The sequence below is a fragment of the Streptomyces nigrescens genome (assembly GCF_027626975.1).
Classification (GTDB): domain Bacteria; phylum Actinomycetota; class Actinomycetes; order Streptomycetales; family Streptomycetaceae; genus Streptomyces; species Streptomyces nigrescens.
The window spans coordinates 7,445,765-7,459,296 of sequence record NZ_CP114203.1; the positions used below are offsets into that span (position 1 = coordinate 7,445,765).

Below are 13,532 nucleotides of genomic sequence, written 5' to 3' on the forward strand. Positions count from 1 at the left end.
TCCTTCGTTAGATCTCCCCCATTCTGCCCTGCGGCGGCACACCGCCCTCCGCCGGGCGCACCTGGAGCGGATACACCGGGGGAGTGCCGCCGAATTCCGGACAGTGCGCCTGGTGGTCGCACCAGCCGCACAGCTTCGTCGGCCGCGGCCGCCAGTCGCCGGTCGCCGTCGCCAGCTGGATCGCCTCCCACAGCGCCAGCAACTTCCGCTCCACGCCCCGCAGATCGGCCTCGTCCGGGTCGTACGTCACCACATCGCCGCTGCCCAGATAGACCAGCTGCAGCCGCCGCGGCACCACACCGCGCAGCCGCCACATCACCAGGGCGTAGAACTTCATCTGGAACAGCGCGCCCTCGGCGAACTGCGGCCGCGGCGCCTTGCCGGTCTTGTAGTCGACGATCCGCACCTCGCCCGTCGGCGCGACGTCCACCCGGTCGATGAACCCGCGCAGCTGCAGCCCCGACTCCAGCACCGTCTCCACGTACAGCTCACGGTCCGCCGGCTCCAGACGCGTCGGGTCCTCCAGCGAGAACCACCGCTCCACCAGCGCCTCGGCCTCCGCCAGCCACCCCGCCAGCCGCTCGCCCTGCGGATCCTCCGCGAACAGCCCGGCCAGCTCCGGCCGCTTGGCGAGCAGCTTCTCCCACTCGCCCGGCACCATCGCCCGCGCCCCGGCCGCCGTACGCTCCGCCGCCGGGGCGTCGAAGAGCCGCTCCAGCACCGCATGCACGACCGTGCCACGGGTCGCCGCCGCGCTCGGCTGCTCCGGCAGCCGGTCGATCACCCGGAAGCGGTAGAGCAGCGGACACTGCATGAAATCGCTCGCCCGTGACGGCGACAGCGCCACCGGAGGCCGTGGCTGCTCCCCGCCCCGCGCCCCCGCCCCGGCCGCCTCCGCCTCCGCCCCGGCCGCCTCCGCGCCCGGCCCGCCGCCGCTCTGCCCACTCCGTGTGCCCGCCTCGGCCTGCTCCGTGCTCCATCCCATGCCACAAAACCCTACGGCCCGCCACTGACAGGCGCGGACGGGTCACCGGCGCAGGGCCCCCGCAGCCGACCGCGCCCGGTCGCTCCGCATACCATCGACGGCGGACCCCTTCGCCCTGCATGATCGAGATATCAGGCCGAGCAGGGGCGAATGCCGTATTCAATGAGGGGACGCCGTGGACGAGAGCGGGAAGTCGCAGGACCCCGAGGAGTCCGTGCGGCCCCAGCCGCCCGAGCCGCCCGAGAAGGACAAGACCCCCAAGGGACCCACACCGGGCAAGAAGAGGAGCGGCGGCGGCATCCTGATGGGCCGTCCCTTCGGCGTACCGGTCTACGTGGCGCCCAGCTGGTTCCTCGTCGCGGCCCTGATCACCTGGGTCTTCGGCGGCCAGCTGGAGCGCGTACTGCCCGAGCTCGGCGCCGCCCGCTATCTGGTCTCGCTCTTCTTCGCCGTCGCCTTCTACGCCTCGGTGCTCGTCCACGAGCTGGCCCACACCGTCGCCGCGCTCCGCTTCAAGCTCCCCGTACGCCGCATCCAGCTGCAGTTCTTCGGCGGCGTCTCGGAGATCGAGAAGGAGAGCGAGACCCCCGGCAGGGAATTCGTCCTCGCCTTCGTCGGCCCGCTGCTCTCCCTCGTGCTCGCCGGTGTCTTCTACGCCGGTATGCAGCTGGTCGAGCCCGGCACCGTCCCCGGTGTCCTGCTCGCGGGCCTGATGATCTCCAACCTCATCGTCGCGGTCTTCAACCTGCTGCCCGGCCTCCCGCTGGACGGCGGCCGGATGCTGCGCGCCCTCGTCTGGAAGATCACCGGCAGGCCCATGAGCGGCACCATCGCCGCCGCCTGGGTCGGCCGCGCGCTCGCCGTCACCGTCCTCATCGGACTGCCGCTGCTCACCCACACCGGGGCCCTCGGCACCGCCCGCCCCGAGATCGGCGGCGCCGACTCGCTCACCGACGCGCTGCTCGCCGCGATCCTCGCCGCCATCATCTGGACCGGCGCCGGCAACAGCCTGCGGATGGCCCGGCTGCGCGAACGCCTCCCCGACCTCACCGCCCGCACCCTGACCCGGCGCGCCGTCCCCGTCGAGACCGACACCCCGCTCTCCGAGGCGCTGCGCCGCGCCAACGACGCCGGCGCCCGCGCCCTGGTCGTCGTCGACCGCCAGGGCACACCCACCGCCCTCGTCCGCGAGGCCGCCATCGTCGGCGTCCCCGACCACCGCCGCCCCTGGGTCGCCGTGGGCACCCTCGCCCAGGACCTCAAGGACGGTATGCGGGTCTCCGCCGAACTCGCCGGCGAGGACCTCCTGGAATACCTGCGGGCCACCCCCGCCACCGAATACCTCGTCATCGAGGAGACCGGTGAGATCTACGGCGTGCTGTCCACCGCCGACGTCGAGCGGGCCTTCGTCTCCGCCATGGCCCGCAAGGCTGCTTGACCGGGCTCGGTTCGCCTCCGGGGGCGGGGGCGACGAAGCCGGCTTCCGCCCACCCGCCCCTGCCCACTGGTCGGCCGGGCCCCAACGGGCCGGTAGGCTGGTCACATGTCCGAACCGACCGGTGCCGCCCGCCGTCGCGGGCCCTTCAAGGTCGGGGACCAGGTCCAGCTCACCGACCCCAAGGGACGCCACTACACCTTCACGCTCGAAGAGGGAAAAAGCTTCCACACCCACAAGGGAGCCTTCCCCCACGACGAGCTGATCGGTGCTCCCGAGGGCAGCGTTGTCCGTACCACCGGGAACGTCGCCTACCTCGCGCTGCGCCCGCTGCTCCCCGACTACGTCCTGTCCATGCCCCGCGGCGCCGCCGTGGTCTACCCCAAGGACGCGGGGCAGATCCTGGCGATGGCCGACATCTTCCCCGGCGCCCGCGTCGTCGAGGCCGGTGTGGGCTCCGGCTCGCTCAGCAGCTTCCTGCTGCGCGCCATCGGCGACGACGGCATGCTGCACTCCTACGAGCGCCGCGCCGACTTCGCCGAGATCGCCACGCAGAATGTGGAGCGCTACTTCGGCGGTCCGCACCCCGCATGGACGCTCACCGTCGGTGACCTCCAGGACAACCTCTCCGACGCCGACGTCGACCGCGTCATCCTCGACATGCTCGCCCCCTGGGAGTGCCTGGAGGCCGTCTCCAAGGCCCTGGTCCCCGGCGGCATCCTCTGCGCCTACGTCGCGACGACGACGCAGATGGCTCGCACCGTCGAGGCGATCCGCGAACACGGCACCTTCAACGAGCCGTCGGCCTGGGAAACCATGGTCCGCACCTGGCACGTCGAGGGCCTCGCCGTCCGCCCCGACCACCGGATGATCGGCCACACGGGCTTCCTGCTGACCGCCCGCCGCCTCGCCGACGGCGTCGAGCCCCCGCTGCGCCGCCGCCGCCCCGCCAAGGGCGCGTACGGCGAGGACTACACCGGCCCCGGCAAGGACGCGGCGGCGGCATCCGGAGGCGGCTCCGCCGACCGCGGCTGACCGTCCGGAACCGGCCATCGAACCACCAGGCGCCGCCGACGAGTTCCCTTACGGGAATCCGCCGGCGGCGCCCCTGCGTTTCCGCCCCGGATCTGCACGGAAAACTCCGGCCCTGCTGGTTCCTTGGCGCCCCCTCCTGTGGAACGATGCTGGGCACTCCCACCGCCACAGCACTTCACAGGAGTTACCCCGCGTGCAGCCCATGGCAGGCCAGGACCTCTTGCACACCCAGCCGCGCCCCATGCACTGGCTCGCCACCGCCACCGCCATCTCGGCGGTCGTCGCGGCCGCGTCCTTCGTCCAGCCCCCCGACGCCACGGCCACGACCTCCCACAACGCCACGACCGGCGGCCGGCACCCCTCCGCCGCCCCCGACCCGGGCAAGGTGACCTTTCCGGTCGACTGCGGCCCCAACCGCCTCGACGTGGTGAAGAAGGCCTCCGGAGACCTGGACGGCGACGGTACGGCCGAGACCGTCGCGGTGGTCCGCTGCCACACCGGGGCGGGCTCCCCGCCCAGCGGCGTCTATGTCCTGGCGCAGCCGTCCGAGCGCCGGGCCGCCCCGCGGATCGTGGCGACACTCCTCGCGCCCGCGCAGCAGCGCAGCGTCCAAACCCTCTCCGTCAAGGATGGCGCGATCTCTGCGGCGGTCCTGGGCTACTCCACGCGCGACGTCCCGCGCTGCTGCCCGGACGTCCGCAAGAGCCTCAAGTGGCAATGGAAGGGCGGGAAGTTCGTCCAGAGCGAACTCCCCGCCGCCGTGAGCACCCGCCGCGCCTGACCGGTCACTCGGTGTGTGCGCCCCGGGCGCATTCCGCTCCTGCGGGGCTACTCCGCGTCCGGGCCGTAGACCTCGACGAGGTCCTGGACGCGGCGGACGTGGATGCAGTCCCCGGGGCACTCCTTCGCGGAGTCCCGCACGTCATTGAGCAGCTTCAGCGGGACGGGCGTTGTGGCCCCCTTGTCCTGCAGCAGCTCGTCATCGGTGCTCTTCACATAGGCCAGACCGTCGATGTCGAGCTCGAAGACCTCCGGCGCGTACTGCGCACAGATGCCGTCCCCGGTGCACAGATCCTGATCGATCCATACTTCCAGCTCTGGGGCTTCGTCCTGTGCGGTCATCTCGCCTGCCGTTCCTGCGTACGTGAACCGTTTTTGTCTAAGTGGCGCCAGCCCTGACGGGTGTTGACCAAGTCGACGATACAACCGCTCGCTTTCCGATGTTGTTGGGTGGGTATTCCCTTGGCGTGAGGACGTGCGCAAGGGTGAAGATCGGACACGCCCCGACAGTCTTTTCGATCTAGGGGTTTCAACCTGCACCGGCCCAGGTAGGGTCAGGAAGCGTCCAGCTCCTTGGAGGAGGTGAGGACCGTGGCAGCCCACGACGACGACATCAACCGCGGCATCCGGCCGGGGCGAGGGTCTGAAGATCCCGCCGGCCAGGTTGCCTATCTCGAGCAGGAGATCGCCGTCCTGCGACGCAAGCTCGCCGACTCTCCGCGTCACACGAGGATTCTCGAAGAGCGGATCGTCGAGCTGCAGACCAACCTGGCCGGCGTCTCGGCGCAGAACGAGCGTCTCGCCAATACTCTCCGCGAGGCCCGCGACCAGATCGTCGCCCTGAAGGAGGAAGTGGACCGGCTCGCGCAGCCGCCGGCCGGCTTCGGAGTCTTCCTTCAGACGAACGATGACGGCACGGTCGACATTTTCACCGGCGGCAGAAAGCTCCGGGTGAATGTCAGCCCCAGTGTGGAGACCGAGGACCTCAGGCGCGGCCAAGAGGTCATGCTCAATGAAGCGCTCAACGTGGTCGAGGCCATGGAGTTCGAGAGCGCCGGCGACATCGTCACCCTCAAGGAGATCCTTGAGGACGGCGAGCGCGCCCTGGTGATCGGGCACACCGACGAGGAACGGGTGGTGAGGCTCGCCGAGCCGCTGCTGGACATCACCATCCGCCCCGGCGACGCCCTGCTCCTCGAGCCCCGATCCGGCTACGTCTACGAAGTCATCCCGAAGAGCGAGGTCGAGGAACTCGTCCTCGAAGAGGTCCCGGACATCGACTACACCAAGATCGGCGGTCTGGGCGGCCAGATCGAACTGATCCGGGATGCGGTCGAGCTTCCGTACCTCTACCCCGACCTCTTCAAGGAGCACGAACTCCGCCCGCCCAAGGGTGTCTTGCTCTACGGCCCGCCCGGCTGCGGCAAGACCCTCATCGCCAAGGCCGTCGCCAACTCCCTTGCCAAGAAGGTCGCCGAGGTGACCGGGCAGCCCGCGGGGAAGAGCTTCTTCCTCAACATCAAGGGCCCCGAGCTGCTCAACAAGTACGTCGGCGAGACGGAGCGGCACATCCGGCTGGTCTTCCAGCGCGCCAGGGAAAAGGCGAGCGAGGGCACCCCCGTCATCGTCTTCTTCGACGAGATGGACTCCCTCTTCCGCACCCGGGGGTCCGGCGTCAGCTCGGACGTGGAGAACACCATCGTTCCGCAGCTGCTCTCCGAGATCGACGGTGTCGAGGGCCTCGAAAATGTGATCGTGATCGGTGCCTCGAACCGCGAGGACATGATCGACCCGGCGATCCTGCGCCCCGGCCGTCTCGACGTGAAGATCAAGATCGAGCGTCCGGACGCGGAGGCCGCCAAGGACATCTTCTCGAAGTACCTCACGGAAAGGCTTCCGCTGCACTCCGACGATCTCGCCGAACACGGCGAATCGCGGAAGGCCGCGGTAAGCGGAATGATCCAGTCGGTCGTCGAGCAGATGTATGCGGAATCCGAGGAGAATCGCTTCCTGGAGGTCACCTATGCCAATGGTGACAAGGAAGTCCTCTACTTCAAGGACTTCAACTCCGGTGCGATGATCGAAAACATCGTAGGACGCGCAAAGAAGATGGCCATCAAGGCCTTCCTCGAACACAATCAGAAGGGGCTTCGGGTTTCCCACCTCCTCCAGGCATGCGTGGATGAGTTCAAGGAGAACGAGGACCTGCCCAACACCACCAACCCGGACGACTGGGCCCGGATCTCCGGAAAGAAGGGCGAGCGGATCGTATACATCCGTACGCTGGTCACCGGAAAGCAGGGCGCAGACACCGGTCGCTCCATCGATACGGTGGCGAATACCGGCCAATACCTGTAACACCGCTCTCCGGCTGCGGATGTCCTGCACGGGGCGTCCGCAGCCGGACCCTTTTCCGGGGGCGCCAGAACCGCTCCCCTTAAGGGTGCGGTGAACCAGGGAAAACCGGACTGGAGCAATGACTGTAATGATCTCCCCAGCGCCGCAGAGGCGTTCTAGGCTCTTCGGTACCGCTGCGTCACGCTGTGCGGGCGTGGGGCACGCGCACGGACCGGAAGCACAGCGGTACTTGAGCGCCGACCCCATCCGGGGGCGCCGCCGGGCTAGGAGGGCCGCATGACCGTACGGCGAGTAATGGGAATCGAGACGGAGTACGGGATCTCCGTCCCCGGCCACCCGAACGCCAATGCCATGCTCACCTCGTCCCAGGTCGTCAACGCCTACGCGGCCGCGATGCACCGGGCACGCCGTGCCCGCTGGGATTTCGAGGAGGAGAACCCGCTGCGGGACGCCCGCGGCTTCGACCTCGCACGGGAAAACGCCGACGCCAGCCAGCTCACGGACGAGGACATCGGCCTGGCCAATGTGATCCTCACCAACGGTGCCAGGCTCTACGTCGACCACGCACACCCCGAATACAGCGCCCCCGAGGTCACCAATCCGCGTGACGCCGTCCTGTGGGACAAGGCCGGCGAGCGGATCATGGCCGAGGCCGCCGAACGGGCCGCCCAGGTCCCCGGCGCCCAGCCCATCCACCTCTACAAGAACAACACCGACAACAAGGGCGCCTCCTACGGCACGCACGAGAACTACCTGATGAAGCGGGAGACCCCCTTCTCGGACATCGTGCGGCACCTGACGCCGTTCTTCGTCTCCCGCCAGGTGGTCACCGGCGCCGGCCGGGTCGGTATCGGCCAGGACGGCCATGAGCACGGCTTCCAGCTCAGCCAGCGCGCCGACTACTTCGAGGTGGAGGTCGGCCTGGAGACGACGCTCAAGCGGCCCATCATCAACACCCGCGACGAACCGCACGCCGACGCGGAGAAGTACCGCCGGCTCCACGTGATCATCGGGGACGCCAACCTCTCCGAGATCTCGACGTATCTGAAGCTGGGCACCACCTCTCTGGTGCTCTCCATGATCGAGGACGGTTTCATCGCCGTCGATCTGGCCATCGACCAGCCCGTCCGCACCCTCCACCAGGTCTCCCACGACCCCACCCTGCAACACCTGATCACGCTCCGCAGCGGCCGTACGCTCACCGCGGTACAGCTCCAAATGGAGTACTTCGAGCTGGCCCGTAAATATGTCGAGGACCGTTACGGAGCGGATGCGGACGATCAGACCAAGGACGTCCTGACCAGGTGGGAGGACGTGCTCGGCCGGCTGGAGAACGATCCGATGAGCCTGTCCGGCGAGCTGGACTGGGTCGCCAAGCGGGAGCTCATGGAGGGCTACCGGCGCCGTGACGGCCTGGACTGGGACTCGGCGCGGCTGCACCTCATCGACCTGCAGTACGCGGACGTGCGCCCCGAGAAGGGCCTGTACAACCGTCTGGCGGCCCGCGGCAAGATGAAGCGGCTCCTGGACGAGCCGGACGTCACACGGGCCGAGGAGAAGCCCCCGGAGGACACCAGGGCGTACTTCCGCGGTCGCTGCCTGGAGCAGTACGCGGACGATGTCGCGGCGGCCTCATGGGATTCGGTCATCTTCGATCTGCCCGGTCGTGACTCCCTGCAACGGGTTCCCACACTGGAGCCGCTGCGGGGGACCCGTAAGCACGTCAAGGAGCTCCTTGACCGCTGTCGTACCGCAGAGGAGCTGGTCAGGACGCTCTCCGGTCGCTGAGCCGCGGCAGGTGCACGACAAAATTTGTGGCGATCCGTGGCCGATGCACGGCTGAAATCGTCGCGGGGCGGGAATCATCGAGGTGACTCCCGGGCGTTGCAGCAAGTGCAGGGCCGATGTCGGGCCCTGCTTGTAGGGTCGGATCTTGAAGGTCACATCGAGCGGGGCGAACCGAGCGGGGTGAGGGACATGGCGACCAAGGACAGCGGCGGCGGACAGGCCAAGGCCACGCGTTCCACCGAAGAGGTCGAGGAGCAGACGCAGGACGCGGAGGCCTCGGAAGACCTCAAGGAACGCCAGGAAAAGTTGTCGGACGACGTGGATTCCGTCCTGGACGAAATCGATGACGTGCTCGAAGAGAACGCCGAGGACTTCGTTCGGAGCTTCGTGCAAAAGGGCGGACAGTAGAGCAGACCGGACATGTCCGCTTCAGGGGGGCCGGAGCGTTGCGCGCGGTGCGGAACCGAATGACCGCGCGCAGCCTTCGGGCCGCATCCGGGGAGGTCCGATGGCCGCCGGGGCTCCGGCGGGCCGTATGCCCCGGAATTCGCCACGGCAGGGCGTCGCCGCAGCGGCGAGGAATGCCGTGCACGGAAAGCCGGACCGCTGGTTCCGGCGGCCGGGGGCGCCGCCGGGCGGGGCGCGATGATCAAGGAGCGGCCGGTATCCGCCCGGTCCGTCTCCCGCAGGGCCCCGGACATGTGGATCACACCCCCGATACGGGTAAGGTCCGAGGCGTACGGTGCATCAACTGCAACTCGGCACTCGGCAAGTTGAGGGATGACCCCGACGCCATGCGCAGGGCCATCGCATATCTGGAAGGAAACGTGTGGAAGCCAATACTCGAAGCACCGGGCGTCTACCAGCTGCCTTCCTGACGCCTGGATCCTCGTCGTTCATGGATTTCCTCGGCGAGCACTCGCCCGATCTGCTGCCGGGCAATCGCCCGTTGCCGCCGGTGCAGGGTGCCATCGAGGCGCCGCACGGCACGACGATCGTTGCCGCGGCGTTCCCCGGGGGCGTCGTGCTCGCCGGTGACCGGCGGGCGACCATGGGCAATGTCATTGCGCAGCGTGATATCGAGAAGGTTTTCCCGGCCGACGAGTATTCGGCGGTCGGCATCGCGGGCACGGCAGGCCTCGCGGTGGAGATGGTCAAGCTCTTCCAGCTGGAGCTGGAGCACTTCGAGAAGGTCGAGGGTGCCCAACTCTCCTTGGAGGGCAAGGCGAATCGTCTGTCGACGATGATTCGCAGCAATCTCGGGATGGCCATGCAGGGACTGGCCGTGGTGCCGTTGTTCGCCGGCTATGACCTGGACCGCGAGAAGGGCCGTATCTTCTCGTACGACGTGACCGGCGGGCGCTCGGAGGAGCAGGGCTTCGCGGCGACGGGCTCCGGCTCGCTCTTCGCGCGCAGCGCGCTGAAGAAGCTCTTCCAGGAGGACTTCACGGAGAATCAGGCCGCCATGGCCGTCGTCCAGGCGCTCTATGACGCCGCGGACGACGACTCGGCGACCGGCGGCCCGGACATGGCACGGCGGATCTACCCCATCGTCACGGTGATCACCGAGGACGGCTTCAAGAAGCTGACCGAGGCCGAGGTCTCGGAGATCGCCCGGGCCATTCATGAGCGCCGCCTGGAACAGCCCGACGGTCCGCGCGCCGCGTTGCTCTGACGGGACGGATGTTCCGCAATGCTCCCCAGCTCCCGCTGGGTGTGCCCCCAGCCACTGAGAGAGCTCTTGACAGGAAGGGACGGATAGCCGGTGTCGACGCCGTTCTATGTCTCACCCCAGCAGGCCATGGCCGATCGCGCCGAATACGCCCGCAAGGGCATCGCGCGCGGCCGCAGTGTCGTGGTGCTGCAATACACCGACGGCGTGGTATTCGTCGCCGAGAATCCCTCCCGCGCCCTGCACAAGGTCAGCGAGATCTATGACCGGATCGCCTTCGCTGCCGTCGGCAAATACAACGAGTTCGAGAATCTGCGGATCGGCGGTGTGCGCTATGCCGATCTGCGGGGTTACACCTACGACCGGGAGGACGTGACCGCGCGCGGTCTGGCGAACGTCTACGCCCAGACGCTCGGCACGATCTTCTCCAGCGCCGCCGAGAAGCCGTACGAGGTCGAGCTGATCGTCGCCGAGGTCGGCAGCGCGCCCGAGGACGACCAGATCTACCGGCTGCCGCACGACGGCTCGATCGTGGACGAGCACGGCTCGGTGGCCGTCGGCGGCAATGCCGATCAGATCAGCAGCTACCTCGACCAGCGGCACCGCGACGGAATGACGCTGGCCGAGGCGCTGAAGCTGGCGGTGGACTCGCTGTCGCGGGACACCAACGGCGGTGAGCGCACGCTGACCGCCGAGCAGCTCGAGGTCGCCACCCTGGACCGCACGCGACCGCAGCAGCGCAAGTTCAAGCGGATCCTGGGGCGGCAGCTGTCGCGGCTCCTGGACGAGCACGCCGCGGGCGCCGAGGAGCCGGCGGCGGACGCGGACGCCGATGCCGGTGCGGCCGGGGCGTCCGACGAGGGCGCCGGCGGCAAGGGCAGTAAGGGCGGCAAGGGGAAGGACGACTCCGAGGGGGAGTCCGGCCCCAAGCTCTGACGAGGTACCGCTTCCGGGCCCGAGGCCCGGTTCACGCGCCCCGGTGGGTCACTTCCCGCCGGGGCGCGCGGCATTGCCGGGGGCGTCCACGGGCGGGGCGGTGGAGCCGCGGGGGACCAGTTCCACGGGCAGGGTGGGGGTGTCCGCCGGGCGGCCGTCGAGCACCGTCATCAGGGCCCGCATCCCGGCCTCGCCGAACTCCTCCGCGGGCAGCCGTACGGTCGTCAGCTCCGGTTCCACGGCGACGGCCAGGGCCAGATCGTCGAAGCCGGTGACGGAGACGTCCTCGGGGACGCGCAGGCCCAGACGGCGGACGGCCTTGCAGGCGCCCGCGGCGATGATGTCGTCGTCGCAGAGCAACGCCGTGGGGCGGGGGCCGGGCCCGGTGAGCGCGGCGTGTGCGGCGTGCAGCCCGGCATCGACACTCAGGGCGGTCGGCTGCCGGCGCAGCGCAGCGCCGGGGACGCCGTGGAGGCTGTCGGCGACGGCGCGGGCGCGCAGCTCGAAGGTCCAGGACGGGACATCGGCCGCGAGGTGGGTGATCCGGCGGTGGCCGAGGGCGCTCAGATGGCCAATCAACTGTCGTGCGCCGTCGGCGATATCGAGGTTGACGGTGGCGTCGGCCCGGTCGTCGCCGGGGTCGCTGTCCAGCATGACCAGGGGCAGATCGGCGTCCCGGAGCGCGGTGAGTGCCTCGGCGGCCATGGACGAGGCGATCACTCCGTCCAGGGTGGCCGCGGCGGAGTCGAACGGGTTGCGGGCGGGGCCGATGCCTTCGGGGGAGGGGTACAGGACGACGCCGAAGCCGTGGTCGGCGGCCGCCCGGGCCGCGCCGGTGTAGACGCGGGCGAAGAATTCCGTGGTCAGGACGGGGACGACCAGCAGCACCGTACGGGTGCGGCCCATCCGCAGGCTGCGGGCGGCGAGGTTGGGCCGGTAGCCCAGCTCACGGGCGGCGGTGCGTACGGCCTCCGCCTTGCCGGGGGAGACCCGGCCGCGCCATTTGTCGCCCAGGACGAGCGAGACGGCGGCCTGGGAGACCCCGGCGGCGCGGGCCACGTCCCGGCTGGTGACGCGGGCGGCGGCCGGCCTGCCAGGGGGCGCGGCGCCGGCCGCTCCGGTGTTCGCACCGGGAGGTGGTGCGGCCTCGTTGCTGGTCACCGGCTGTCTTGCTCCTCATGTCCGCGGGTGGACGGCGGGTGGTGGACATGGTACGTATGACGGCGGCAGTTATACGTAACACGTCCGGTTCGGCCGGGCAGGAAAGGGGCGCGCATGGCCGCGGGATACGCGGAGCTTCTCAGGACCCGGCATGCCGCCCGGCTCCTGGCGGGGACGCTGGTCGGCAGGCTGCCGAACGCCACCGCGGCGCTGGCCGTGGTCCTCTTCGCACGCGCCGAGGGTGGCAGCTACGCCCTGGCCGGTGCGCTCTCCGCGGTTTACGGCGTCTGCAACGCCATCGGCCAGCCGCTGCTCGGCCGGGCCGTGGACCTCTACGGACAGCCGCGGGTGATGCTGCCCGCCTCGGTGCTCTCGGCGCTCGGCATGGCGCTGCTGGCGGCCGTCGGCCTGGATGTGCTGTGGCTCGCCTACGCCGCCATGGTGATCGCCGGTTTCTTCACCCCGCCCCTGGAGGGCGGTCTGCGGGCGCTGTGGCCCGGTGTCCTCAAGCGCGAGGACCGGGTGCACGCCGCCTATGCGCTGGACGCGGTGGCGCAGGAAGTCATGTTCGCCGTGGGGCCGTTGCTGGTGACGCTGTGCGTGGCGGCATGGTCGGAGGGGATGGCGCTGCTGGTGATCAACCTGATCGGGGTGCTCGGCGCGCTCTCCGTCGTCGTCTCCGGGCCGTCCCGGCGGTGGCGCAGCGGGCCCCGTGAGGCGCACTGGCTGGGGGCGTTGCGTTCGGCCGGGCTGCTGGTGCTGATCGGGGCGTTCTTCTTCGTGGGGCTGGCGATGGGGTCGATCGCGGTCGCGGCGGTGGCGTACGCCGATGAGCACGGCGGGGGGATGGTCTCCAGCGCGCTGTTGTCCGCGCTCGGTGTCGGTGCGCTGGCCGGCGGTCTCGTCTACGGCTCCCGGGAGTGGCCGGGACGGCCGGAGAGCCGGCTGCGGCTGCTGGTCGCCCTGCTGGCACTGGGGTATCTGCCGCTGGTGCTGGTGCCGGGCGTCGTCGGGATGACGGCGCTGACCGGTGTCGCCGGTGTGTTCCTGGCGCCGGCGCTGGCCTGCGCGTTCGTGGTGGTGGACCGGCACGCGCCCAAGGGCACGGTGACGGAGGCGTTTTCCTGGCTGGTGACGACGTTCGGCGTGGGGTCGGCGTTGGGTGCCTCGGTGGTGGGTCCGGCGGTGGAGGGCGGCGGCGCGGTCGCGGGCTTCGCGGTGGCCGGTGCCGGTGGGATCGCCGCGCTGCTCGTCCTTTTGTCGACGAAGCGATTCCTTGGCGATCCCGTGCGGCCTACGCCTGATGGGTCCACGGCGGAAAATGATCGAAACGGGACCGTCGAACCCGGTTTCAGAGCAGGCCATCAGGCGTAATGTTCAGT

13 protein-coding genes are annotated in these 13,532 nt (G+C 69.6%); 10 read left to right on the top strand and 3 right to left on the bottom strand.

All coding sequences use genetic code 11. The annotated features are described in order from the left end of the window. Nucleotides 1-7: 7 nt before the first annotated feature. The gene (locus tag STRNI_RS32950; protein WP_277412542.1) at nucleotides 8-985 is read right to left on the bottom strand and encodes a RecB family exonuclease; all 978 of its coding nucleotides are present in this window, start codon (nucleotides 983-985) and stop codon (nucleotides 8-10) included. 175 nt (nucleotides 986-1,160) lie between these two features. On the opposite strand from STRNI_RS32950, the gene STRNI_RS32955 reads away from it, so the two are divergent. The 3 genes from STRNI_RS32955 to STRNI_RS32965 all read left to right on the top strand — a co-directional run bounded on the left by STRNI_RS32955 (nucleotide 1,161) and on the right by STRNI_RS32965 (nucleotide 4,236). Continuing rightward, nucleotides 1,161-2,423 carry a site-2 protease family protein gene (locus STRNI_RS32955; protein ID WP_018087780.1) on the top strand — a complete coding sequence of 421 codons (1,263 nt, stop codon included), beginning with the start codon at nucleotides 1,161-1,163 and terminating at the stop codon, nucleotides 2,421-2,423. A 105-nt stretch (nucleotides 2,424-2,528) separates the two neighbouring features. Then, on the top strand, nucleotides 2,529-3,455 hold the full coding sequence (locus STRNI_RS32960; protein WP_018087779.1) for a tRNA (adenine-N1)-methyltransferase: 927 nt from the start codon (nucleotides 2,529-2,531) through the stop codon (nucleotides 3,453-3,455). Between the two features lie 202 nt (nucleotides 3,456-3,657). After that, nucleotides 3,658-4,236, top strand: a complete 579-nt coding sequence (locus tag STRNI_RS32965) for a hypothetical protein (RefSeq protein WP_274740435.1) — start codon at nucleotides 3,658-3,660, stop codon at nucleotides 4,234-4,236. 47 nt (nucleotides 4,237-4,283) lie between these two features. On the opposite strand, the gene STRNI_RS32970 is transcribed toward STRNI_RS32965, so the two are convergent. Further along, nucleotides 4,284-4,577, bottom strand: a complete 294-nt coding sequence (locus STRNI_RS32970; protein ID WP_018087777.1) for a ferredoxin — start codon at nucleotides 4,575-4,577, stop codon at nucleotides 4,284-4,286. A gap of 249 nt (nucleotides 4,578-4,826) precedes the next feature. Between STRNI_RS32970 and arc the strand changes: the two genes are divergently transcribed. The 6 genes from arc (at nucleotide 4,827) to prcA (ending at nucleotide 10,989) form a co-directional block, all read left to right on the top strand. After that, nucleotides 4,827-6,593, top strand: a complete 1,767-nt coding sequence (gene arc, locus STRNI_RS32975; RefSeq protein WP_018087776.1) for a proteasome ATPase — start codon at nucleotides 4,827-4,829, stop codon at nucleotides 6,591-6,593. 276 nt (nucleotides 6,594-6,869) lie between these two features. Then, nucleotides 6,870-8,381 carry a depupylase/deamidase Dop gene (gene dop, locus STRNI_RS32980; protein WP_078518490.1) on the top strand — a complete coding sequence of 504 codons (1,512 nt, stop codon included), beginning with the start codon at nucleotides 6,870-6,872 and terminating at the stop codon, nucleotides 8,379-8,381. 189 nt (nucleotides 8,382-8,570) lie between these two features. Further along, the gene (locus STRNI_RS32985; protein ID WP_018087774.1) at nucleotides 8,571-8,789 is read left to right on the top strand and encodes a ubiquitin-like protein Pup; all 219 of its coding nucleotides are present in this window, start codon (nucleotides 8,571-8,573) and stop codon (nucleotides 8,787-8,789) included. A gap of 173 nt (nucleotides 8,790-8,962) precedes the next feature. Beyond that, entirely contained in the window at nucleotides 8,963-9,259 is a 297-nt protein-coding gene (locus STRNI_RS41710; protein ID WP_037740638.1) for an endonuclease domain-containing protein, read from the top strand. Further along, on the top strand, nucleotides 9,211-10,056 hold the full coding sequence (gene prcB, locus STRNI_RS32995; protein WP_026169298.1) for a proteasome subunit beta: 846 nt from the start codon (nucleotides 9,211-9,213) through the stop codon (nucleotides 10,054-10,056). The genes STRNI_RS41710 and prcB overlap by 49 nt, the downstream gene beginning before the upstream one ends. A gap of 90 nt (nucleotides 10,057-10,146) precedes the next feature. Beyond that, a complete protein-coding gene (prcA, locus tag STRNI_RS33000) occupies nucleotides 10,147-10,989 on the top strand; it encodes a proteasome subunit alpha (protein ID WP_159490009.1) in 843 nt (280 codons plus the stop codon). A gap of 48 nt (nucleotides 10,990-11,037) precedes the next feature. Here the strand turns inward: prcA and STRNI_RS33005 are convergent, their stop codons facing one another. Then, entirely contained in the window at nucleotides 11,038-12,150 is a 1,113-nt protein-coding gene (locus tag STRNI_RS33005; protein WP_277412543.1) for a LacI family DNA-binding transcriptional regulator, read from the bottom strand. A gap of 114 nt (nucleotides 12,151-12,264) precedes the next feature. On the opposite strand from STRNI_RS33005, the gene STRNI_RS33010 reads away from it, so the two are divergent. Beyond that, a complete protein-coding gene (locus tag STRNI_RS33010; protein WP_159490005.1) occupies nucleotides 12,265-13,524 on the top strand; it encodes an MFS transporter in 1,260 nt (419 codons plus the stop codon). The last annotated feature ends 8 nt before the right edge of the window (nucleotides 13,525-13,532 follow it).